The organism is Vogesella alkaliphila (assembly GCF_014652475.1).
Taxonomy (GTDB): Bacteria; Pseudomonadota; Gammaproteobacteria; order Burkholderiales; family Chromobacteriaceae; genus Vogesella; species Vogesella alkaliphila.
The window spans coordinates 48,557-70,565 of record NZ_BMYW01000001.1 but is presented as its reverse complement, the minus strand read 5'-3'; the positions used below and the strand labels follow the sequence as shown (position 1 = coordinate 70,565).

The 22,009-nt window shown below is 66.4% G+C and carries 23 protein-coding genes; 7 read left to right on the top strand and 16 right to left on the bottom strand.

Translation table 11 applies throughout. From position 1 onward, the window contains the following. Window positions 1–44: 44 nt before the first annotated feature. Genes IE100_RS00355 through IE100_RS00340 form a run of 4 tightly spaced genes read left to right on the top strand, consistent with a single transcriptional unit; the run spans window position 45 to window position 3,463 of the window. Complete coding sequence (locus tag IE100_RS00355; RefSeq protein ID WP_229800196.1) at window positions 45–611, top strand: paraquat-inducible protein A; 567 nt, start codon at window positions 45–47, stop codon at window positions 609–611. After that, entirely contained in the window at window positions 593–1,243 is a 651-nt protein-coding gene (locus IE100_RS00350) for a paraquat-inducible protein A (RefSeq protein WP_229800158.1), read from the top strand. The genes IE100_RS00355 and IE100_RS00350 overlap by 19 nt, the downstream gene beginning before the upstream one ends. After that, a complete protein-coding gene (locus IE100_RS00345; protein ID WP_229800157.1) occupies window positions 1,224–2,873 on the top strand; it encodes a PqiB family protein in 1,650 nt (549 codons plus the stop codon). Before IE100_RS00350 ends, IE100_RS00345 begins: the two co-directional genes overlap by 20 nt. Beyond that, the gene (locus IE100_RS00340; RefSeq protein ID WP_189372078.1) at window positions 2,870–3,463 is read left to right on the top strand and encodes a PqiC family protein; all 594 of its coding nucleotides are present in this window, start codon (window positions 2,870–2,872) and stop codon (window positions 3,461–3,463) included. The genes IE100_RS00345 and IE100_RS00340 overlap by 4 nt, the downstream gene beginning before the upstream one ends. Window positions 3,464–3,543: 80 nt before the next feature. On the opposite strand, the gene IE100_RS00335 is transcribed toward IE100_RS00340, so the two are convergent. From IE100_RS00335 to IE100_RS00325, 3 genes are read right to left on the bottom strand one after another with little or no spacing between them, the layout of a single operon-like run. Continuing rightward, window positions 3,544–4,875, bottom strand: coding sequence for an aspartate aminotransferase family protein (locus IE100_RS00335; RefSeq protein WP_229800156.1), 1,332 nt, complete (start codon window positions 4,873–4,875; stop codon window positions 3,544–3,546). Then, on the bottom strand, window positions 4,872–5,930 hold the full coding sequence (locus tag IE100_RS00330) for a phosphotransferase (protein ID WP_189372077.1): 1,059 nt from the start codon (window positions 5,928–5,930) through the stop codon (window positions 4,872–4,874). The genes IE100_RS00335 and IE100_RS00330 overlap by 4 nt, the downstream gene beginning before the upstream one ends. After that, window positions 5,923–6,663, bottom strand: coding sequence for an SDR family NAD(P)-dependent oxidoreductase (locus tag IE100_RS00325; RefSeq protein ID WP_229800155.1), 741 nt, complete (start codon window positions 6,661–6,663; stop codon window positions 5,923–5,925). Before IE100_RS00325 ends, IE100_RS00330 begins: the two co-directional genes overlap by 8 nt. A gap of 445 nt (window positions 6,664–7,108) precedes the next feature. Here IE100_RS00325 and IE100_RS00320 point away from each other — a divergent pair, with 445 nt between their 5' ends. Both IE100_RS00320 and IE100_RS00315 read left to right on the top strand, forming a co-directional pair. Beyond that, window positions 7,109–7,831, top strand: coding sequence for a GntR family transcriptional regulator (locus tag IE100_RS00320; RefSeq protein ID WP_189372076.1), 723 nt, complete (start codon window positions 7,109–7,111; stop codon window positions 7,829–7,831). A gap of 117 nt (window positions 7,832–7,948) precedes the next feature. Then, window positions 7,949–8,851 carry a DMT family transporter gene (locus IE100_RS00315; RefSeq protein ID WP_189372075.1) on the top strand — a complete coding sequence of 301 codons (903 nt, stop codon included), beginning with the start codon at window positions 7,949–7,951 and terminating at the stop codon, window positions 8,849–8,851. Window positions 8,852–8,997: 146 nt separating this feature from the next. Here the strand turns inward: IE100_RS00315 and IE100_RS00310 are convergent, their stop codons facing one another. The 7 genes from IE100_RS00310 to IE100_RS00280 all read right to left on the bottom strand — a co-directional run bounded on the left by IE100_RS00310 (window position 8,998) and on the right by IE100_RS00280 (window position 15,209). Further along, the gene (locus IE100_RS00310; protein ID WP_189372074.1) at window positions 8,998–9,783 is read right to left on the bottom strand and encodes a 1,6-dihydroxycyclohexa-2,4-diene-1-carboxylate dehydrogenase; all 786 of its coding nucleotides are present in this window, start codon (window positions 9,781–9,783) and stop codon (window positions 8,998–9,000) included. 4 nt (window positions 9,784–9,787) lie between these two features. Beyond that, window positions 9,788–10,807: a benzoate 1,2-dioxygenase electron transfer component BenC gene (gene benC, locus IE100_RS00305; RefSeq protein WP_189372073.1), complete on the bottom strand. Its 1,020-nt coding sequence runs from the start codon at window positions 10,805–10,807 to the stop codon at window positions 9,788–9,790. Window positions 10,808–10,828: 21 nt separating this feature from the next. Then, window positions 10,829–11,320: a benzoate 1,2-dioxygenase small subunit gene (gene benB / locus IE100_RS00300; RefSeq protein ID WP_189372072.1), complete on the bottom strand. Its 492-nt coding sequence runs from the start codon at window positions 11,318–11,320 to the stop codon at window positions 10,829–10,831. Continuing rightward, window positions 11,317–12,684 carry a benzoate 1,2-dioxygenase large subunit gene (benA, locus tag IE100_RS00295; protein WP_189372071.1) on the bottom strand — a complete coding sequence of 456 codons (1,368 nt, stop codon included), beginning with the start codon at window positions 12,682–12,684 and terminating at the stop codon, window positions 11,317–11,319. Before benA ends, benB begins: the two co-directional genes overlap by 4 nt. Window positions 12,685–12,760: 76 nt before the next feature. Further along, the gene (gene catA / locus IE100_RS00290) at window positions 12,761–13,681 is read right to left on the bottom strand and encodes a catechol 1,2-dioxygenase (RefSeq protein WP_189372070.1); all 921 of its coding nucleotides are present in this window, start codon (window positions 13,679–13,681) and stop codon (window positions 12,761–12,763) included. An 86-nt stretch (window positions 13,682–13,767) separates the two neighbouring features. After that, the gene (gene catC / locus IE100_RS00285) at window positions 13,768–14,058 is read right to left on the bottom strand and encodes a muconolactone Delta-isomerase (protein WP_189372069.1); all 291 of its coding nucleotides are present in this window, start codon (window positions 14,056–14,058) and stop codon (window positions 13,768–13,770) included. Between the two features lie 41 nt (window positions 14,059–14,099). Then, window positions 14,100–15,209 carry a muconate/chloromuconate family cycloisomerase gene (locus tag IE100_RS00280; RefSeq protein ID WP_189372068.1) on the bottom strand — a complete coding sequence of 370 codons (1,110 nt, stop codon included), beginning with the start codon at window positions 15,207–15,209 and terminating at the stop codon, window positions 14,100–14,102. 111 nt (window positions 15,210–15,320) lie between these two features. Here IE100_RS00280 and IE100_RS00275 point away from each other — a divergent pair, with 111 nt between their 5' ends. Continuing rightward, on the top strand, window positions 15,321–16,226 hold the full coding sequence (locus tag IE100_RS00275) for a LysR family transcriptional regulator (RefSeq protein WP_189372067.1): 906 nt from the start codon (window positions 15,321–15,323) through the stop codon (window positions 16,224–16,226). Here the strand turns inward: IE100_RS00275 and IE100_RS00270 are convergent. From IE100_RS00270 to IE100_RS00245, 6 genes are all read right to left on the bottom strand, one after another. Then, window positions 16,220–16,687: a hypothetical protein gene (locus IE100_RS00270; RefSeq protein ID WP_189372066.1), complete on the bottom strand. Its 468-nt coding sequence runs from the start codon at window positions 16,685–16,687 to the stop codon at window positions 16,220–16,222. The genes IE100_RS00275 and IE100_RS00270 overlap by 7 nt on opposite strands. Window positions 16,688–16,828: 141 nt before the next feature. Next, window positions 16,829–18,208: an MFS transporter gene (locus IE100_RS00265; RefSeq protein WP_189372065.1), complete on the bottom strand. Its 1,380-nt coding sequence runs from the start codon at window positions 18,206–18,208 to the stop codon at window positions 16,829–16,831. Window positions 18,209–18,523: 315 nt separating this feature from the next. Continuing rightward, window positions 18,524–19,303 (bottom strand): 3-oxoadipate enol-lactonase, encoded by a 780-nt coding sequence (gene pcaD, locus IE100_RS00260; protein WP_189372064.1) that lies wholly within the window; start codon window positions 19,301–19,303, stop codon window positions 18,524–18,526. Window positions 19,304–19,389: 86 nt separating this feature from the next. Beyond that, a complete protein-coding gene (pcaF, locus tag IE100_RS00255) occupies window positions 19,390–20,592 on the bottom strand; it encodes a 3-oxoadipyl-CoA thiolase (protein ID WP_189372063.1) in 1,203 nt (400 codons plus the stop codon). Between the two features lie 10 nt (window positions 20,593–20,602). Beyond that, window positions 20,603–21,268 (bottom strand): 3-oxoacid CoA-transferase subunit B, encoded by a 666-nt coding sequence (locus tag IE100_RS00250; protein ID WP_189372062.1) that lies wholly within the window; start codon window positions 21,266–21,268, stop codon window positions 20,603–20,605. A 12-nt stretch (window positions 21,269–21,280) separates the two neighbouring features. Beyond that, the gene (locus tag IE100_RS00245) at window positions 21,281–21,967 is read right to left on the bottom strand and encodes a 3-oxoacid CoA-transferase subunit A (protein ID WP_189372061.1); all 687 of its coding nucleotides are present in this window, start codon (window positions 21,965–21,967) and stop codon (window positions 21,281–21,283) included. Window positions 21,968–22,009 lie beyond the last annotated feature (42 nt).

The window sequence follows — 22,009 nt, the reverse complement described above, 5'->3', positions numbered from 1 at the left end:
ATCATCACGCCAGGACCGTTTGCCACGAATGTGACTTGCTGCAGGTGCTGCCGGTTGCCGTCACGCAAAACGTGGTCTGCTGCCGCTGCGGCGCGCTGCTGCATCGTGCGCCGGGTGATCAGCCGCAGACCTCGCTGGCGCTGGTATTGGCCACCCTGTTCGTCTTCGCGCTGGCCAATCTGTTTCCCGTGGTGGGACTGGAGGCGGGCGGAGTGCGCACCGCCACCACGCTGCTGGGCACCGTCTCACAGCTGATGCACCAGGACATGCTGCCGGTGGCCATGCTGGTGCTGTTCACCGGCGTGCTGTTGCCGGGCATCGAGCTGCTGGCCCTGCTCTACCTCTTGCTGCCATTGACGCTGGGCCGTGTGCCGTACGGCTTCCCTCGCGTGATGCGCGCGGTCCGGATCGTGCACCCCTGGGGGATGGTGGAAGTGTTCTTGCTCGGCGTGCTGGTGTCGCTGGTCAAGTTGGCCCATCTGGCCCAGGTGCATCCCGGCATCGGGCTGTGGTCGTTCTTCGTGCTGATCGTGCTGCTGGCCACCAGTGCCAGCCGCTTCGACGCGGCCTTGCTATGGGAGCGATACGAAGCGTGTCGCGCTATCCGCTGAATTCCGCCGCCGCGCGCGGCTGGTGGCATTGCCACGCTTGCGGCCTGCTGTGCCGGGGCGTGGATGAGCGTCCCGGTGCGACGGCCGTCTGCCCGCGTTGCGGCGCCGAGGTGAGCGCGCGCAAGAAGCGCAGCGTGGAATACGCCTGGGCCCTCCTGCTGGCGGCCATCATCTGTTATCTGCCGGCCAATCTGCTGCCCATCATGGAAACCGCCATGCTGTCCGGTACGCAGAGCGACACCATCATGAGTGGCGTGGTGTTCCTCTGGCAAAGCGGCTCCTGGCCGCTGGCGCTGGTGGTCTTCATTGCCAGCGTGCTGGTACCGCTGCTCAAGATTCTGGCCATGCTGCTGTTGCTGGTCACCGTACAGTGCCGCTCGCGCTGGGCACCACGGCAACGCACGCGGCTGTACCGCTTACTGGAAGCCATCGGCCCGTGGTCGATGCTGGATATTTATGTTGTGGCGCTGCTGGTGTCGCTGGTGCAGCTGCAGTCGCTGGCCAGCATCAAGGCCGGCCCCGGCGCCGTGGCCTTCGGCGCGGTAGTGGTGCTCACCATGCTGTCCGCCATGTGTTTCGACCCCAGGCTCATCTGGGACTCCATCGAGGTAAATGATGATCGACAAGCGTGACGACGCGCCGGACGAGCCGGTGCAACAGGCATTGCCGCAGGCCAGGCTGGAGGAACGACGGCGCTGGTCGCCCTCGCTGGTGTGGCTGATCCCGGTGGTGGCCGCACTGATAGGCGGCTACCTGACCGTGCAAGCCATCCTGTCGCGCGGCCCCACCATTACCATCGCCTTTCGCAACGCCGAAGGACTGGAGGCGGGCAAGACGCGCATCAAGTACAGGGATGTGGACATCGGCGAGGTGACCTCGGTCAAAGTGAGCGAGGACCGCAAGAGCATTATCGCCACCGCGCAGATAAGCAAGGAGGCCGAGCCCTATCTCACCAGCGACAGCCGCTTCTGGATCGTCCGGCCGCGCATCGCCGGCGGCAGCGTGTCCGGTCTTGGCACCCTGCTGTCCGGCGCCTATATCGGCATGGACGCGGGGCGGAGCAAGACCAGCAGCCAGCGTTTCAACGGCCTGGAAGTCCCCCCCATCATCACCGGAGACCTGCCGGGCAGGCAGTTCGTGCTGAAATCCGCCGATCTGGGCTCGCTGGACATCGGCGCCCCGGTGTACTTCCGCCGGGTACCGGTAGGACAAGTGGTCGCCTACGCGCTGGACAAGAGTGGGCAGGGATTGGACCTCACCGTCTTCATCAACGCCCCCTACGACCGCTTCGTGGTGCCGGATACCCGCTTCTGGCACGCCAGCGGCGTCGACCTTTCCGTTTCCGCCAACGGGCTCAAGGTGAATACACAGTCCCTGACGGCCATCGCGCTGGGCGGCATCGCCTTCGAGTCGCCATCTTCTGACGAGAACGCGCAGCCCGCCGCAGCAGGCGCGGTATTCGGTCTGGCGGAAACCCGCGATGTGGCCATGCGCACGGCGGATCACGAGGTGTATCCGATACGGCTCAAATTCCAGCAGTCGGTGCGTGGCCTCTCCGTGGGGGCGCCGGTGGACTTCCGTGGCATTGTCATTGGCGAGGTGACGGCCATCGGCCTGGAGCAGGACAAGGCGCGCAAGGACTTCAACATGTTGGTGGATGTGCGCATCTTCCCCAGCCGGTTGCTGGCCATGTCGAGCAATCTCGACAAGGAGCGCAGCCTTCGCCAGCAACTGTCGCTCAAGCAAATGGTGGCAAACGGCCTGCGCGCCCAGTTGCGTTCCGGCAGCCTGATTACAGGCCAGCTGTTCGTGGCGCTGGACTTCTTCCGCAACGCCAGGCCGGCACAACTGGGACACGAACAGAACATGGACGTGATGCCGACCATCCCTGGCGATCTGGAAGAGCTGCAGGCCATGATGCAACGCATTGCCCACAAGCTGGACAAGATGCCGCTGGAATCCATCAGCGCCGGGCTGGACCAGTCCGTTCACGAGTTGCGCGGCATGCTGGCCGCCACCCGCCAACTGATGGGCAACATCGACGACAAGATGCTGCCGCAGGCCACGCAAACGCTGGACAAGCTGCAAAAGACGCTGGACGACACCCAGCAAGTGCTGCAGGCCGACTCGCCGCTGCAGCAGGACATGCGCAACGCCGCGCTTGAGGTCAGCGAAACCGCACGCAGTGTCCGTGCCCTGGTCGATTATCTCGACCGTCATCCCGAAGCGCTGATCCGCGGCAAGCAAGGAGACGCCCGATGAAATGCCGATTCGCATTCCTGCTTGTCCTGGTGCTAGCGGGCTGTGCCTCCGTGCCAGCCACCTTCCATGACCTCCCCGCCATCGCACCGGCGCCGGGCAAGCTGACTTCCGGTGCCAGCCTGCTGGTAGGGCCGGTGACCTTGCCCGCTGGCGTCGACCATCCCCAGCTGGTGCTGGAACAGGCGGATGGCCGCTTGCTGCTGGCCGAGGAGCAGCGCTGGGTCGCCAGTCTGCCGCGGCTGCTCGCGCAGGCGCTAGCCCTGGATTTGTCGCGCCAGTCAGGCCTGGGCACCGTGTACGCTTGGCCGCAACCCGGCCTGGGGCGGACCGATTTTTCGCTCCTGCTTGATGTGAGAGTGTTCCGGCTGGCCCCCGGCAAGGAGGCCGAGCTAGAGACGGGCTGGCGCCTGCAGGCCAAGGGACAGGAGCGGCCGTTGCTGACCGGGGTGTTTCACGCCAAGGAAGCCGTGACCGGTAGCCAGGTGAGCGATGTGGTGAAAGCGCAGGCGCAACTGGTTTACAAACTGGCCCAGTTCTTGTCCGCGAAGCTCGGCGAACAAATCCCTTTGTCCCCCGTGGGGACGTTTTAAGGGAGTGGCGCCCCCGCCCGAACCGGCAACGGGGACGCCCGGCTTTCCGGCGCCGCCGCCACTCCAGCGCCGTCCCTCGGCTACAGCCCGGCCAGCACCTCGTCCAGCGTGGCCAGCAACTGGTCGGCGTTGGCACGCGAAAACGGCAGCTGCGGCCGCAGCTTGAGGATGTTGCCGGCCGGGCCGGTGGCGCTGAGCAGGATGCGGCGCTGGCGCAGCGCGTTGACGATGCGGCCGGTTTCCGCCGTGGCCGGCGCCTTGCTGGCGCGATCACTGACCAGCTCCACACCGAGGAAGAAACCGGCGCCGCGCACATCGCCGATCAGCTCATGCCTTGCGGCCAACCTTTCGAAGCCGGCCTTGAGATAGGCGCCGGTGTCGCGCGCGTTCTGCTGCAGGCCCTCGTCGCGGATGATGTCCAGCACCGCGAGACCGGCGGCGCACGACACCGGGTTGCCGCCAAAGGTATTGAAGTAGCGCACCCTTCGGCCGAAGGCGTCGATGATCTCCGGCCGTGCCGCCAGCCCGGCAATCGGGTGGCCGTTGCCCATCGGCTTGCCCATGGTGACGATGTCCGGGGTGACGCCGTGGCGCTGGAAACCCCAGAAGTGGCTGCCGCTGCGGGCGAAGCCGGCCTGCACTTCGTCGGCGATGAACAGCCCGCCGGCGGCGCGGATCGCGTCGACGGCACCGGCGAGAAAGCCCGCCGGCTCGGCAAACACGCCGTCGCTGGTAAACAGCGTATCCACCAGCAGCGCCGCCGGCTGGATGCCGTGCCGCTGCAAATCGGCAATCGCCTGCTCGACGTGGCGGGTGAAACGCGCCCCCACGTCCTCGTCCGGGTAGCGATAGGCGTCGGGCGCCGGCACGGTGCGCACCTGCACGCCCAGCGGCACGTTGTGGCCGAAGGCCGGCGAGCACGCCGCCACGCTGCTGGTGACGCCGTGATAGGCATGGCTGGTGACGATCACGCCGGCAGCGCCGTTGTAGTTGGCCGCCAACCGCAGCGCCAGATCGTTGGCCTCGCTGCCGGTACAGGTGAACATCGCCTGACTGACGGCCGCCGGCAGCGTCGCCAGCAGCCGTTCGGCGTAGTCGAGGATGATGTCGTTGAGATAACGGGTGTGGGTGTTCAGCGTGGCCGCCTGGCGGGCGATGGCGTCCACCACCCGCGGGTGGCTGTGCCCGACCGAGGCGACGTTGTTGTACACGTCCAGATAGGCGTTGCCATCCGGGTCGTACAGCCACACGCCCTCACCGCGCACCACATGCAGCGGCTGCTCGTAGAACAGCCGGTAGGCCTGTCCCAGCAGCTGCTGCCGGCGCTGGATCAGCGCCTGCTCGCGCGCCGGCAGGCTGGCTGCGGTCGCCGGGTCGAAGGCATTGGCCATGCGTTGGTCCTTGCTGCTCATGCTTGTCCTTTCATGCCGCAGACCTGCAGCAAAAATGCCTGCGCCTGCTCGCGGCCAATGGCTTGCAGCCGTTGCAGCCCGTCCCAGCTCAGGCCGTTGTTGCGCAGGATGTAGGTCCTGTTTTCCGGGTAGCGGCTGGCGCGCCAGCCGGTGATGGTCACCGTCATGCACAGCCGGGTGAGGATCAACTCGTACAGCAGCAGCACTTCTTCGCGCTGCAGCGGGTACAGCGCGTGGTAGCCGGCAATCAGCTCGGCGGCGGTGTCCAGCGGGTTGGCAGTGGCGGACAGCTGGTAGGAACAGGCCACCGCCAGCTCGCAGATCAGCGGCGCCTGCACCATGTCGCCAAAGTCGATCAGCCCGCGGGTGGTGACCTGATCCTGCGCATCCACCAGCACGTTGTAGGGGTTGAGGTCGTTGTGGATCACCTGCCGCCGCAGCCCGGCCAACGCCGACTGGACCTCGCGCCGGAAATGCGCGACGAACGCCGCCAGGGTGTCGGTTTGCGGCCCCGGCGGCAGCTCGGCCAGCAGCGGCTGCAGCCGCTCGCTGTGCTGGATGTCCCACAGCAGCGCGTGATCGGCGGACGGGTGTTCAAAATCGCTGAGCGCCAGATCCAGCCGCGCCAGCGTTGCCCCCAGATCGCGGCGCTGCGCAGTGCTGCGCGTGATCTGGTGCAAAGGTTGGCCGCCAAGATAGCTGAACAGGCGCAGCACCCGCTGTGTGCCATCCGGCAGGGTAATCGCCGCATACGGCGCGCCATCCAGCCGCGGCATCACCCGCGGAATCGGCAGCGCCGGGTCGCGGCTGGCGGCATGCAGCAACGCGCGGGTCTGGAAATCGGTGACGCCGCGCGCCTCCGCCGGGTGGGTCAGCTTCAGCACATACTGCGCGCCGTCGTCGCCGTGGATGTGAAAGTTCTGGTCGCGCTCGCTGTTAAGCACGCTGGCGCTGCCACGCAGGCCGTAGTGCTGCCACAGCAGTTCGCTGGCGGCCTCGGGCGTGGTGGCGCTGCCCATGGTGGAAAACAGCTGGTCGATGGCGCTGTCAGACATGCTGGCCTCCGTTGATGTGGAGTTCCGAGCCATTGATATAGGAGGAACGGTTGGAGCACAGGAAGTAGATCGCCTCCGCCACCTCGTGCGGCGTGCCCAGCCGCTGCATCGGCACATCGTGCTCCACGATCTTGGCGGTGTCCGGCGACAGGATGGCGGTGTCGATCTCGCCGGGGGCGATGGCATTGGCGCGGATGCCGTGCGGCGCGAATTCATGCGCCAGCTCGCGGGTCAGCGCCGCCAGCCCGGCCTTGGACGCGGCGTAGGCGACGCCGGCAAGCGGATGCACCCGCGAACCGGCAATCGAGGTGACATTGACGATGCTGCCCTGCCCTTTTTTCAGCTCCGGAAACAGCGCCCGCGCCAGCAGCGCGGTGGACACCAGATTGACGTTCAGCACCCGACCCCAGGTGTCCATATCGCTGTCCAGAATGCCCAGCCGCGCACCGTGCGGCCCCTTGGGCGAAATGCCGGCATTGTTCACCAGCGCGTGCAGCTCGCCATCCGGCAGCCGGCTGCGCACCTCGGCCACCAGCGCATCGAGGCAGGACAGGTCGGCCAGATCGGCCTGCACATGGCTGGCGCGCGCCGACGGCCAGCGGCAGTCCTCGGAAAACGGCTGCCGCGACACGGTAAAGATGTGCCAGTTGTGTTCCTGGAACAGCTTGACGGTGGCGTGGCCGATGCCGCGGCTGGCCCCCGTCAACAGCATGTAGCGCTTTTTATCCGGCATGGCAGACTCCTGGTTGCTTGGGCGCGGGTCCCGGCGCAGCCCGGCGCCAATTCCGGCGGCGCGGTACTGGCGGCGATGCCGGGGCATCACGATTTCTCGACTTCTCGATTTCTCGACTTCTCGATTTCTCGATTTCTCGACTTCTCGACTTCTCGACTTCTCGACTTCTCGACTTCTCGACTTCTCGACTTCTCGACTTCTCGACTTCTCGACTTCTCGACTTCTCGACTTCATAATTATGATGCATCATATTTGTTGCATTTTTCAATTACAAGCGCCGCTCTGCACCGCGCAATGACTGTCGCCGCCGGGCGCGGCCGCACCGGGCCGGCCAGCCATGCGGCCAACCTTGCACCCCGCCCGCGCCGCCCAGTTTTTTGTTTGATGCATCATATTTTCTAATGCCGATGCTAGAATCAGCCAACTCAATCTACGGCCCCCCACCATGACCGACGCGCTGGACACGCTGGAACACGACAACCTCGGCAGCACCGTCTACCACCTGCTGTGCAATGCCCTGATCCAGGGCAAGCTCAAGCCGGGCGAGCGGCTGAAGATCCGCGAGCTGGCGGCGCGGCTGGGCACCAGCGTCACCCCGGTGCGTGATGCCATCCTGCGGCTGGTACAGGAACAGGCGCTGGCGATGAAGTCGGCGCGCGACATCCGCGTGCCGCACATGACGGTAGAACGCTATCTGGAGATCCGCGCCATCCGCATCAAGCTGGAAGGGTTGGCCGCAGAGATGGCGGCGCAGAATGCCACTGCCGATCAGATCGCGCTGCTGGAGGACCTGGTACGGCAGAACGAGCAGGCGCTGGCCGACGGCGACACCGCGCGCGGCTGCGACCTGAACCAGCGTTTTCACTTCGCACTGGTTGACATCGCCGGCATGCCGTTTCTGCAGGGCATCCTGTACCGCATCTGGCTGCAGATGGGGCCGCTGATTGCCGACATCTACGGTGACGGCGGCGACGACATGCTCGACTTCCACTACCCGGTGCTGGACGCCATCCGCGCCCATGACGGCCCGGCCGCCGCTCGCGCCATCAGCGATGACATCCTGTGCGGCGGGCAGGTGATCCTGCAGCACCTGCAAGCCGCGGCAGCGGCTGCCGAGCCCGCGGACGCGACGGCCGCCAGCGGCACCGACCACGCTGGTGTCGACTAACGACAAGCGGCCACGCTCTGGTCGCGTAACGTTGGCCGCAGCCGACACAAGGCGGCGGTGTCGCCCGCCTGCCGCCACCCGATTGCTTAATTTTGCCCTTAGCCTGTGACCTCCAACATGCCCAGCACCCAACCCCACGCCTGGCTTGGCCAGCTCAAAATCCTGCTGTCCGCCATCGGTTTTGGCAGCATGGCCATCTTCGCCCGTTTTGCCTACGAAGACGGCGCCTCCACCCCCACCCTGCTGTTCCTGCGCTTTGCGCTGGCCGGCGCGCTGCTGCTGCCGTGGTGTCTGGCCAAGCGGCTGGAGTGGCCGCGCGGCCAGTCGCTGCTGGTGCTGGTGCTGATGGGCAGCCTGGGTTACGCCGGCATGGCCGCCTGTTATTTCAACGGCCTGCACTACGCCAATGCCGGCACCATTTCGCTGCTGCTGTACCTGTTTCCGGCCATCGTGCTGGCGCTGTCCACCCTGCTGCTGAAGGAGCCGTTCACCCGTCGCCGGCTGCTGGCGCTGTGCCTGGCGCTGTCCGGCCTGCTGGTCACCGTCGGCGTGGATTTGCAGGCGCAGCCGCTGGGCCTGCTGCTGGGGCTGACCTCCGCGCTGATCTATTCGCTGTACATCCTGGCCGGCAGCCGGCTGGTGCACGGCGGCCATCCGCTGACCCACGCCTGCGTGGTGGTGCTGTCCGCCGCCAGCTGCTACGGCGTGTGGCTGGCCATCAACGGCTTCCGCCCGCCGCACAGCCCGGCCGGCTGGGGCGCCATCCTCGGCATCGTGCTGCTGGGCACGGTGGCGGCGCTGGCTCTGTTCCTCTCCGGCCTGCAAAGCACCGGCGCCACCCAGGCCTCGCTGATCTCCACCGCCGAGCCGGTGGTGACCATCATCCTGGCGTGGCTGTTCCTGGGCGAGCAGCTGAGCCTGTCGCAAGTGCTGGGCGGCGCACTGATCCTGTGGGCGGTGATGCTGATCAGCCGCGAATCGCGCCCGGAACAGGTATCGCTGACCGAGCTGCACGACTAGGGCCTGCCGGCGCTCGTTTCATCGTAGCGGCGCTTGCCGCCGCCGCGCCTGCGGCCAACCTTGCCGGCGCAAAAAAAAGACGCGCCCTTCGCCGTGGGAACGGCCAAAGACGCGCAGCAAGGAAAGGGAAACTCAAGAAACCATCACTAGCCCTGGTCGCCACCTCCTACCGGCAATACCGTGCCGGTGATGTAGGAGGACTCGTCCGACGCCAGGAACAGGATCGCCGCGACCTGCTCCGCGATCGTGCCGTAGCGGTGCATCAGGCTGGAGGCGATGGTCTGGTCGACGATGCCCTGGTACCAGCCGGCCTCCTGTTCGCTCATCGCCGCCGCGTTGCGCGGCACCTTGCGCGGCGGCGCCTCGGTGCCGCCGGTGGCCACCGCATTGACGCGGATGCCATCCTCGGCATGCTCGAAGGCGAGGCTGGCGGTCAGCGCGTTGACACCACCCTTGGCCGCCGAGTACGGAATGCGGTAGATGCCGCGGGTGGCGATGGAGGACACGTTCACGATCACCCCCTGCCGGCGGGCGATCATCGCCGGCAGTACCGCGCGGCAGCACCACAGCGTCGGGAACAGCGAGCGGCGGATCTCGGCCTCGATCTGGGTCTCGTCGTACTCCTGGTAGGGCTTGGCCCAGATGGTGCCGCCGACGTTGTTGACTAGCACGTCGATGCGGCCGAACTCGTCCAGCGCCGCCGTCACCGCCTGCTGCGCCCCGGCATAGGTTTCCAGGTCGGCGCTGACCACGATGGCGCGGCCGCCGGCAGCCTTGATCTCGCCGGCCACCTCGTGCACGTAGTCGGAGCGGTCGACCAGCACCAGCATCGCCCCCTCCTGTGCCGCCGCGATGGCGACGCCGCGACCGATGCCCTGCGCCGCTCCGGTCACCACCATGACTTTTTCGTCAAAACGTTGTTGCTGTCGCATCGCGTCACGCCTCGCTGCTGGCCGAGAATTTCTCGTAGTAGAAGTTGGCCGGGCTAATGCCCGAGTCGGCCAGCCACTGGCGTACCGCATCGACCATCGCCACCGGGCCGCACAGGTAGATGTCGATGTCGCCGCCATTGAGCCACGCCGGGTCGATGTGACCGGTGACGTAGCCCTTGCGCGGATGCTCGCTGTCGGCGGCCGCCACGCAGCTGCGGTACTCGAACTGCGGCAGGCGGACATGGGCGGCCTCCAGCTGATCCAGCGCCACCAGATCGACATCGTTGGTCACGCCGAACACCATGCGCAGCGGTTGCGGGCTGCCGGTTTCGGCCAGCACCGCCAGCATCGACAGGAAGGGCGCGATGCCGGTGCCGCCGGCGAGGAACAGCACCGGACGCACCACCTCGCGCAGGTAGAAGCTGCCGTACGGGCCGCTGAAACTGATGCGCTGGCCGGGGCGCGCGTCGTGGCACAGGAACTGGCTCATGCGGCCGCCCGGCACATTGCGCACCACGAAGGCCGATTGTGCGGCGCCCGGCGGCGAGCTGAAGGAATAGGCGCGCGACAGCTCGCTGCCGGGGATGTTGACCTTCACGTACTGCCCGGGCAGGAAACCAAGGTTGGCCGCAGCGTCCAGTTCGATGGCAAAGCCGATGGTGGAGTCGGACAGGGTTTCCACCGCCGCCAGCGTGCCGTCAAAGGTGGTCACGCCGGTCTTGCAGGCCTGCGACGAGGCCGGGATGCGGATCACGCAATCCGACTTCGGCCGCGTCTGGCAGGCGAGGATATAGCCCTGGCCGGCCTCTTCCGGTGTCAGCGCGTCGTCGATGTAGCTGGACGGCGGCAACTCGTAGCTGCCCGACTCGCACAGGCCGCGACAGGTGCCGCAGGCGCCGTCACGACAATCCAGCGGGATGTTGATCTTCTGGCGGTAGGCGGCATCGGATAGCGTCTCGTTGTCGTTGCAGCCGATGAAACGGGTGACGCCATCCTCGAACTGAAGTGCAATCTGATAACTCATGGTGTATTCCTGCCTGGCGGATCAGATGTGGTAGATGTCGATTACCTGGTGGATGTAATCGTTTTTCAGCACCACATACTTGTTGCGGATTTTCGGACTGTCCCCGGCAAAATCGATCACGTAGCGCGCCATGCCGAAGTGGCTGTAATCGGTCTTGTAGCGGTGGCTCAGCGTGTGCCAGTTGAAGCGCACGGTGACCTGCGCGCCGTCCTGCGCCACCAGCTCGACATTGCTGATGTTGTGGCTGGTGCGGGTGTCCGGCATGGTGGCGCTGGAACGCTCGGTCTTGATGCGGAACACGCGGTCTTCCAGCCCCTGCCGATTCGGGTAGTAGATCAGCGAGATCTCGCGCTGCGGGTCGGACACCAGGGTGTCGTCGTCGTCCCACGACGGCATCCAGAACTCGGCGTCAGGGTGGTAGCACGCCAGCCAGTCGTCCCACTGTTCGTCGTCCAGCAGGCGGCTTTCGCGATAGAGAAAGGCGCGGATCTGCTCCATGTTCACGGTACTCATGCCTGTCCCCCTTCCGCGGCCACGGCTTTCTTCATCACGTCCAGCCAGTAGCGGTGCTGCACCGTGTACAGGCCCTCGTCCTCGGTCTTCACCCCGCTGAGCACCGGCTTCAGGCCGATCTTGCGGGCGGCGTCGTCGGCCCCTTCCACCCAGTGCGTGGCGCCGCGGCACATGTCGTTCCATTCCACCGCACGGCCGGCGTAGCCTTGCTGGCAGGCGCGGAACTCTTCCAGATCGTCCGGCGTGGCCATGCCGCTGGCGTTGAAGAAGTCCTCGTACTGGCGGATGCGGCGGGCGCGCGCGTCGGCCGGCTCGCCCTTGGGCGCGATGCAGTAGATGGTGACTTCGGACTTGCCCACCGACAGCGGCCGTACCACGCGGATCTGCGAGCCAAACTGGTCCATCAGGTACACGTTCGGGTACAGGCACAGGTTGCGCGAATTGCGCACCATCCAGTCGGCCATCTCCGGGCCGAGCTTCTCGGCGTACTCGTCGCGGCGCGCGAAGTTCGGGCGGTCTTCCGGGTTCGCCCACTGCGTCCACAGCAGCATGTGGCCGTGCTCGAAGGCGTAGAAGCCGCCGCCCTGCTTGCCCCACTTGCCGGCGTCCATCGCGCGGGTGTTGTCCTCGCGCGCATTCTGTTCCTTGCGCTGGCTGGTGGTGGCGGCGTAGTTCCAGTGCACGGCCGAGACGTGGTAGCCGTCGGCGCCGTTTTCGGCGGTCAGCTTCCAGTTGCCGTCGAAGGTGTAGGTCGACGAGCCGCGCAGCACTTCCAGCCCGTCCGGCGACTGCTCGACGATCATGTCGATGATCTTGGTGGCCTCGCCGAGGTAGTCCTGCAGCGGCTTGACGTCCGCATTGAGGCTGCCGAACAGGAAGCCACGGTAGTTCTCGAAGCGCGCCACCTTCTTCAGGTCGTGCGAGCCTTCCTTGTTGAAGCAGTCCGGATAGCCGGCGTCTTCCGGGTCCTTCACCTTCAGCAGCTTGCCGCTGTTGTTGAAGGTCCAGCCGTGGAACGGGCAGGTATAGGTCGCCTTGTTGCCGCGCTTGTGGCGGCACAGCGTCGCGCCGCGGTGGGTGCAGGCATTGACGAAGGCGTTCAGCTCACCCTGGCGGTTGCGCGCGATGAAGATCGGCTGGCGCCCCATATTGGTGGTGTAGTAGTCGTTGTTGTTCGGGATCTGGCTCTCGTGCGCGAGATAGATCCAGTTACCCTCGAAGATGTGCTTCATCTCGAGTTCGAACAGCGCTTCGTCGGTGAACACGCTGCGGTGCAGGCGGTAGTCGCCGGTCTGCGGGTTCTCGATCAGGTAGTCGTCCAGCTGCCGCAGCTTCGGCGTGGCATCGGGATGGATGGGGATCATTTCCGTACTCCTCGGTCTGGTCAGACGGATCACGCCCTGGCGTGATCCGTCCCTGTGGCTTGATGTCCGCTGCCGCTCAGGCGCTGGCGCGCTGGCGCTCGACGACGCTGCTCGGCACGGTGGCCGTTTCGCCGTTGAGGTGGAAATCGAAATCGATGGAGGCGAACGGCTTGTCCAGCTGCTTCTTGTCCAGCTCGGCCGGGTCGCTGATGCGGGTCACCGATGGCACCAGGCCTTCGCGGCTGGCAAAGGCGAAGTCGTCCCAGCAGTACTCGTCGCCCTCGATGTTGATCTGGGTGGTCAGCTTGCGGTGTGCCGGCGCCGACACGAAGAAGTGGATGTGCGCCGGGCGGCGGCCGTGGCGGCCGAGCTGTGTCAGCAGGCGCTGGGTGGTGCCTTCCGGCGGACAGCCGTAGCCCATCGGCACGATGCTGCGGAACTGGTAGCGGCCCTGCTCGTCGGTGACGATGGTGCGGCGCAGGTTGAAGTGGGACTGGCTCTTGTCGAAGAACGAGTAGTTGCCCATCAGGTTGGCGTGCCAGACCTCGACCTGCGCCCCCGGCAGCGACTTGCCGTCGGCACCGTAGACGGTCCCCTGCATGAACAGCACTTCGCCCTGCTCGGCCTCGGTGCCGTCGTCCAGGCGGGCAAAACCGGTGCTCTTCGGCGCGCCGGCCACGTACAGCGGGCCCTCGATGGTGCGTGGCGTACCGCCGGTCAGGCCGGCGCGGGCCTCGGCCTCGTCCTGGCGGATGTCGATGAAGCGCTCCAGGCCGATGCCCGGGGCCAGCAGGCCCAGCTCGTGGGTGGCGCCGGCTTCGGCAAAGTACTCCAGGCCTTTCCAGATCTCGCTCGGGCTGAGGTCCAGGTCCTCGATCGCCTTGAACAGGTCGCTGGTCAGGCGCACCACCACTTCCTGTACGCGCGGGTTCACATCGCCGGTCGCGGTATCCACGATGAAGCTCTTTACCAGGGCGTCGATTTCTGCGTGATTCATTTTTGTACTCCTCTGTAGTTCTGTTGTGTTTACTCGGGGTTGCGGGTAGCGCGGGTTTTACGGCTCGGGCCTTCTGCGGGCCTTGTTCAGCGGTCGTCGTCGTGTATCGAAGACGGATGACGACACAGGGGCATGACCTGGATGGTCATGTACGGAAACAGTGGCAGCGTGGATAACAGCTGATGCAGTTCCTCCACATCCGCCACGTCAAAAATGCTGACGTTGGCGTACTGGCCGGCGATGCGCCACAGGTGGCGCCAGGTGCCGCTGCGTTGCAGCGCCTGTGCCTTGTCCTTCTCGACTTGCTTCAGGTTGGCCGCAACGCTGTCGGCCATGTCGTGAGGCAATTTGACGTCCATTCGTACGTGAAACAGCATGGTTTGCTCCTCTTCGAAGCGGGATAAGGGCAGGAATGGGCTTACTGGCGGCGCAGGCGGGCGAGCTTGTCGCGATCGATGCGGATCCCCAGCCCCGGCCCGGTCGGCACCTGCAGCATGAAATCCTTGTACTCAAGCGGCTCGCACAGGATTTCCTCGGTCAGCAGCAGCGGCCCGAACAGCTCGGTGCCGTGCGAGAGCGTGGCAAAGGTGGAGAACAGGTGCGCCGAGGCGGCGGTGCCGACGGCGCCTTCCAGCATGGTGCCGCCGTACAGGCCGATGCCCGCCAGCTGCGCCAGCTCGCCGACCAGCCGCGCCGGCAGCAGGCCGCCGGACTGGGCGATCTTGATCGCGAACACATCGGCACCGGCGGTGGCGGCCAGCTCGAAGGCACTCTGCGGGCCGTGCAGGGCCTCGTCGGCCATCAGCGGCACGCTGAAGCGGCGGGCCAGGCGGGCCAGCGACGCACGTTGTTCGGCGCGCACCGGCTGCTCGATCAGGTCGATGCCACCATCCTCCAGTGCCGCGATGCCGGCCATCGCGTCCAGCTCGCTCCACGCCTGGTTGACATCGACGCGCACGCTGACCTCGTCACCCAGCGCCCTCTTGATCGCCAGCACATGGGCCACGTCTTCCTGCACGCTACGCAGACCGATCTTCAGCTTGAAGATGCGGTGCCGGCGCAGGGCCAGCATCTGCTCGGCCTCGGCAATGTCGCGGGCGGTATCGCCGCTGGCCAGCGTCCACGCCACCGGCAAGGCATCGCGCACCCGGCCGCCGAGCAACTCGCTCAGCGGCATGCCCAGCCGCCGCGCCTGCGCATCCAAGAGCGCGGTCTCGATCGCGCACTTGGCGAAGCGGTTGCCCTGAATCGCCTTGCGGATGCGGGCCATCACCAGCGCCACCTTGGCCGCGTCCATGCCGACGATCTGCGGCGCGATATGGGTGTCGATATTGGCCTTGATGCTCTCCGGGCTTTCCTCGCCGTAGCTCAGGCCACCGATGGTGGTCGCCTCGCCCCAACCCTCGATCCCGTCATCGCAAAGGACGCGGACCAGGACCAGCGTTTGGGTGCTCATCGTGGCCACCGACAGCTTGTGAGGGCGGATGGTGGGCACGTCTGCGAGTATGGTTTCAATTGAGCGGATCATGTTTTTTCGGTATAAAATTCGTGTTGGAAATCTCAAAATCAACAATACACGGCTAAAATTGCCGCGACCAACACCGATTTAGTATGTTTTTTATACCTTGGAGGTATGAACATGGATCTGCGCCATTTGCGCTATTTTGTGGTGGTCGCGGAGGAGGGAAACATCACCCGCGCCGCCGAACGCCTGCATATCGCGCAGCCGCCGCTGAGCCGGCAGATACAGCAGCTGGAAGAGGAACTGGGGGTGCCCTTGCTGGTGCGCGGTTCGCGACCGCTGACGCTGACCGAGGCTGGCCAGTTCTTCTATGCCCACGCCCGCCAGCTGCTGTCGCAGACCCGCGAGCTGGAGGCGATGACGCGCCGCATCGGCACCATCGAGCGCAAGCTGTCGATCGGTTTTGTCGGCTCCACCCTGTACGGCATGCTGCCCAAGGTGATCCGCCGCTTTCGCAGCGAACAGAACACCACCGAGCTGACGCTGCACGAGATGACCTCGATGGAACAGATCAGCGCGCTGAAGGAAGGCAAGATCGACGTCGGCTTCGGCCGCATCCGCCACGAGGACCCCAATGTGCGCCGCATCGTGCTGCGCGAGGAGCGCCTGGTCGCGGCGCTACCGTCGGGCCATGCGCTGACCGAGCGGCCGGTGATCAGCCTGCTGGATCTCGTCGACGACACGCTGATCGTGTTTCCGAAGGCGCCTAGGCCCAGCTTCGCCGACCAGATACTGGCCTCGTTCCACGACCGCGGCCTGGAGCCGAAAAAAGTGTACGAGGCGCGCGAGCTGCAGGTCGCCATCGGCCTGGTGGCCGCCGGCGAAGGCGTCGCCATCGTGCCCGCCAGCGTGCAGGGGCTGAAGCGCGAGGACGTGTGCTACCTGCCGCTGCAGGACCACAACATGGTCTCCCCCATCATCCTCAGCACCCGGCTGCTGGATGAGTCACGCGAGATCAAGCTGCTGATCGAGATGATCATCCGCATCTACGAAGAAGAGAAAATCGACTACATCCGCTACTGAGCCACGGCGCCGGCCGGCGTGGCCGCGGCCTGCGCCGGCGACAGGCTGCCGGACGACCTGGCGATACTGCTCGCCCGCTCCATGTCGTGCCACGACTGCGCCAGCAGCGCAGTCAGCTGCGCCGCATCGTCGGCCAGCTTGCCGGCCGCCTCGTCCGGCAGCACGGCCGGCGACGGCGGCGCGGGACGATCCTGCTCGCTGGCAGCCGGCTGTATCTCCGTCCGGAAGCGCAACGCCGGCAAGGCCATCGCCACCGGCGCTACTGCCGCCACCGCCGCCTGCCGCCGCCGTTCAGCGCGCTGTTGCCAGCCCCCGTGCAGCCATTGCGCCAGCGCCAGCACCCCGGCCAGCAACAGCGCGCCGCGCGCGACACCATCCCCGACCCAGAACTGCGCCACCACGCACAGCAGCAACTGCAGCGCCGGCCATACGCGCAAATAAGTCGCGCCCAGTCTTTCCATCGTGATTCCTCCCTTGCCTGTCGATTGCGAAGCCGCGGCCGGCGAACGCCAGCCGGGAAAACCGCGCGCCCGCGACCAACGTTGGCCGCGAGCGCGGGGCAAACCTTCCGCCGGCGACGGTTCGCGCCGCCCGGCTATTTCTTAGCTGGCGGAACGCACCAGTTCACCGCTGGCGGCGGCATCCGCCGCCGGGCGCCCGGTCCTGGCCGACAGCAGCCACAGCGCCAGCATCGCCAGCGCCGCCGGGATCGCCAGCAGCACCACGATCTGGCTGAACGGCAGCTTCATCGACAACAGTACGCCACCCAGCAGCGCACCACTGATACCGCCAAAGCGGCCGATGCCCAGCATCCACGCCATGCCGGTGGCGCGCGCGGCGGTCGGGTAAATCGGCGCCGCCAGTGCCGGCAGCGAGGCCTGGGCGCCGGTCACCATCACCCCGGCCAGGAAGATCAGCACCGCAAACACGGCCACGTTGTCCATGCTCTGCCCGACCGCAATCAGTAACAACGCGGCCAGCACGTAGACAACACTCAGCACCCGCCCTGGGTTGAACTTGTCCATCAGTACCCCGCTGACCAGGGTGCCGATGCCGCCGCCCAGCGGGAAGATCGCGGTCAGCAGCGCCGCCTTTTCGATCGAGAAGCCGGCATCCTTCATCATCAGCGGCATCCAGCTGGTCAGCAGGTAGAAGATCAGCAGGCCCATGAAATAGGTAACCCACAGCATCAGCGTGCTCAGCACATAGGAGCGCGACAGGATCAGGCGCAGCGAGGAGTCGCTGGCCTTGGCCGGCGCTTCCGCGAGCACGAACTGCTCTACGTGGCCCAGGTCGCAGCGGCAGATGCGCTCCAGCACCGCCCGGATGCGGGGCAGCGGATAGCCGCGCGCGGTCATGTAGGACACCGACTCCGGCAGCGAGCGGATCAGGAACGGCAGCAACATCAGTGGCAGTACGCCGCCGAGGATGAAGATGCCCTGCCAGCCGTAGTGCGGGATCAGCCACGCCGAGACAAAACCGCCCGCCGCCGCCCCCAACGGAAAGCCGACATAGACGGTATTGATCACGAAGGAGCGGCAGCGCGCCGGCGCCAGCTCCGCCATCAGCGTCACCGCATTGGGCATCGCCGCGCCCAGACCCAGCCCGGTCAGGAAGCGGATCAGCGCCAGGCTGGTAATGTCATGGGCCAGCGCGGTCAAGAGGCTGAACAGCGCGAAAAACACGGTCGCCACGATCAGCGTCACCTTGCGGCCAAAGCGGTCGGCACAGGGGCCGGCGGCCAGCGCGCCAAACGCCAGCCCGAACAGCGCGGCGCTCAGCGCCGGCGCCAGCGCGGAGCGCTCGATGCCCCACTCGGCCACCAGCAGCGGCGCGATATAGCCAACGGCGGCGGTATCCAGCCCGTCCAGCGCGAGGATGGAAAAACAGAAAAACAACACCAGCTTCTGGTAGCCGGACAATCCCTGCTCGTTGATCAAGGTCTGCACATTGACCGTTTTCTTGACGTGTTCCTGACTCATGACGCTCTCCGCGTGTAATGACAACAAACTGGTGAGAACGGGAAATCTCTTGCCGGATTTCTCCGCCACCTGAATAACCGGCACACCAAGCGGTGCCCGATATGGAAATCATGCTGCGGTCAAATAAAAACGGCGTCTAATACTGATTTAGTATCCGATAATACCCGCGCAGTATTCACGCGAGCGCGGCTGCCAATAAAACAAAATGAAAATAACAGACGTGCTTATTCGCCACTTTTATTTGAATAAATAAACATGGCGAATAAGCGCGAAACGGTTAACGGGCGGCGGGACCGGCCGGCGGCCGGCTCGGGGTCAGGCGTTCAGGAAGCGCAGCAGCACGTTGTTGAACGCCGCGGCGGCCTCGATGGAGGACAGGTGCGAGGCCAGCAGGTCGACGCGCTGTGCGCCTGCGATCCGGCCGGCGATGAAGTCGGCGTCGACCGGCGTCGTGACCGGGTCCTGCCGGCCGGCGATCACCAGCGTTGGCAGCGTGATGCCGGCGATGGCGTCGCGCAGGTCGGCCGTCGCCAGCGCGTCGCAACAGGCGGCGTAACCCGCCGCGTCGCACTCCGCCAGCTGCCGGATCAGGCCGGCCACCGCCGTCGCCTCGGCGGCGAGGTAGTCGGCGGTGAACCAGCGCGCGGCGGCGCCGGCGGCGACCTCGGCCATGCCGCTCTGCCGCACCAGCGCCGCGCGGCTGTGCCAGCCTTCGGCACTGCCGATGCGCGCCGCGGTATTGCACAACACCAGCTTGTGCAGGCGCTGCGGCGCGTGCACGCCCAGCCACTGCCCGGTCAGGCCGCCCATCGAGATGCCGCAGAAGTGCACGCGCTCGATGTCCAGCGCGTCCAGCAGCGCCAGCACGTCGCCGCCCAGCTGCGCGAGGCTGCAGGCGCCGTCGCCCAGGGTGGAGCCGCCGTGGCCGCGGGTGTCGTAGCGCAGCAGGCGATAGCGCTGGCCCAGCGCCGCCAGCTGCGGCTGCCACATGTCCAGGGTGGTGCCCAGCGAGTTGGACAACAGCAGCACCGGTGTGCCGGCCGTGCCGTCGAGGCGGTAGTGCAGGCGCCGGCCGTCAAGATCGAGATAAGGCAAGATGATGCTCCGGGTGGCGGCCCTGCCGGGTTGCGGCCAACCCTCATGTCACAAGGTTGGCCGCAACGGCCGGCGGGGCCGGTGGATTAAACGCGTTCGATGATCAGCGCGATGCCCTGCCCCACGCCGATGCACATGGTGCACAGCGCGTAACGGCCGCCGCTGCGCGCCAGCTGGTAGGCGGCGGTGGTCACCAGCCGCGCGCCGGAGGCGCCCAGCGGATGGCCGATGGCGATGGCGCCACCGTTGGGGTTGACGCGGGCGTCGTCGTCGGCAAGGCCGAGATCGCGCGTGACCGCCAGCGCCTGCGCGGCGAAGGCCTCGTTCAGCTCGATCAGGTCGATCTGGTCCAGCGTCAGCCCGGCCACGGCCAGCACCTTGCGCACCGCAGGTGCCGGGCCGAAGCCCATGATGCGCGGCGCCACGCCGGCGGTGGCCATCGCCACGATGCGCGCGCGCGGCGTCAGCCCGTAGCGCGCCGCCGTCGCGGCATTGGCCAGCAACAGCGCACAGGCGCCGTCGTTGACGCCGGAAGCATTGCCGGCGGTCACGGAGCCGTCGGCCCGCACCACGCCCTTGAGCTTGGCTAGCGCGTCCGGCGTGGTGGCTCGCGGGTGCTCGTCCTTGGCAAACAGCAGCGGTTCGCCTTTTTTCTGCGCGATGCTGACCGTGATCAGCTCGTCGGTAAAACGGCCGCACTCGTGAGCGGCGGCATAACGCTGCTGGCTGCGCAGTGCGAAGGCATCCTGGTCGGCACGGCTGATGTTGAAATCGGTAGCCACGTTTTCGGCGGTTTCCGGCATCGAATCGACACCGTACTGCGCCTTCATCAGCGGGTTGACCAGGCGCCAGCCGATGGTGGTGTCCTCGATCTTCATATTGCGCGAGAAGGCGGTATCGGCCTTGCCCATCACGAACGGCGCGCGGCTCATGCTCTCGACGCCGCCGGCGATCAAGAGCCCGGTCTCGCCGCTCTTGATCGCGCGCGCGGCAATACCGATGGCGTCCAGGCTGGAGCCGCACAGGCGGTTGACGGTGGTGCCCGGCACGTCCTGCGGCAGGCCGGCCAGCAAGGAGGACATGCGCGCCACGTTGCGGTTGTCTTCGCCGGCCTGGTTGGCACAGCCGTAGATCACGTCGTCGATGGCGCCCCAGTCGACACTGGGGTTGCGCGCCATCAGCGCCTTGAGCGGCAAGGCGCCCAGATCGTCGGCACGCATGCCGGACAGGGTGCCGCCGTAGCGGCCGAACGGGGTGCGGATCGCATCACAGATGTAAGCCTGTTCCATGGTCATCCCCTTACGCGGCCACGGTGGTGGCGGCCGTTGCGGCCAACGTTAGCGGTACCGGCGTCAGGCGCTGCAGCTCGGCAAAGTCGAGGCCGTCGACCATTTCGCGCACCAGCAGGCCGTGCGCGGTGATGTCGATCACCGCCAGATCGGTGTAGATACGGTCGACGCAGCCGATGCCGGTCACCGGGTAAGTGCAGAACGGCACGATCTTGCATTCGCCGCTCTTGCTCAGGTGCTCCATCATCACGAACACCTGCTTGGCGCCGATGGCCAGATCCATCGCCCCGCCCACCGCCGGAATCGCATCCGCGGCACCGGTGTGCCAGTTGGCCAGATCGCCGCCGGCCGACACCTGGAAGGCGCCCAGCACGCAAATGTCGAGATGGCCGCCACGCATCATGGCGAAGGAATCGCCGTGATGGAAAAAGGCGCCGCCTTGCAGCAGCGTCACCGGCTCCTTGCCGGCATTCATCAGCTCCGGGTCTTCCATGCCCGGCGCCGGGGCCGGCCCCATCCCGAGCAGGCCATTCTCGCTGTGCAGGAAGATCTCGCGGTCGGCGGGCAGATAGTTGGCCACCCTGGTCGGCAGGCCGATGCCGAGGTTGACGTAGGCCCCCTCCGGAATGTCCTGCGCCACGCGGGCGGCCATCTGGTTACGGTTCAGTCTGTTCATGCGCTTGCTCCCTCAGGCGACGCGCGCCTGGGCGAGGCCCGGCACTGCCACGACGCGTTGTACGAAAATGCCGGGGGTGACGATGGACTCCGGGTCCAGCGCGCCCAGCGGCACCACTTCGCCGACCTGGGCGATGGTCACGGTCGCAGCGGTGGCCATGATCGGGCCGAAGTTGCGCGCCGCCTTGCGGTACACCAGATTGCCCCAGCGGTCGCCGCGGAAGGCCTTGATCAGCGCGAAGTCGGCGCGGATCGGGTACTCCAGCACGTAGTGCCGGCCGTCGATCTCGCGCGTCTCCTTGCCCTCGGCCAGCAGGGTGCCGTAGCCGGTCGGCGTGTAGATGGCGCCAAGGCCGGCGCCGGCCGCCTGGATGCGGGCCGCCAGATTGCCCTGCGGCACCAGCTCCAGCTCGATTTCGCCGGCGTGGTACAGCGCGTCGAACACCTGGGAGTCCGCCTGGCGCGGGAAGGAACAGATGATCTTCTTCACCCGCCGCGCCCTGAGCAGCGCAGCGAGGCCGATCTCGCCGTTGCCGGCATTGTTGTTGACGATGGTGAGGTCGCGGGCACCGTGGGCGATCAGTGCGTCGATCAGCTCGGCCGGCTGGCCGGCGATGCCGAAGCCGCCGATCATCACCGTGGCCCCGTCGAAGATGCCGGCCACGGCCTCCTCAAGGGAAGAAACAGTCTTGTCTATCATGCTCTCTCTCGCGTCATCCGCTGCCGGATGCAGATGTGTCGT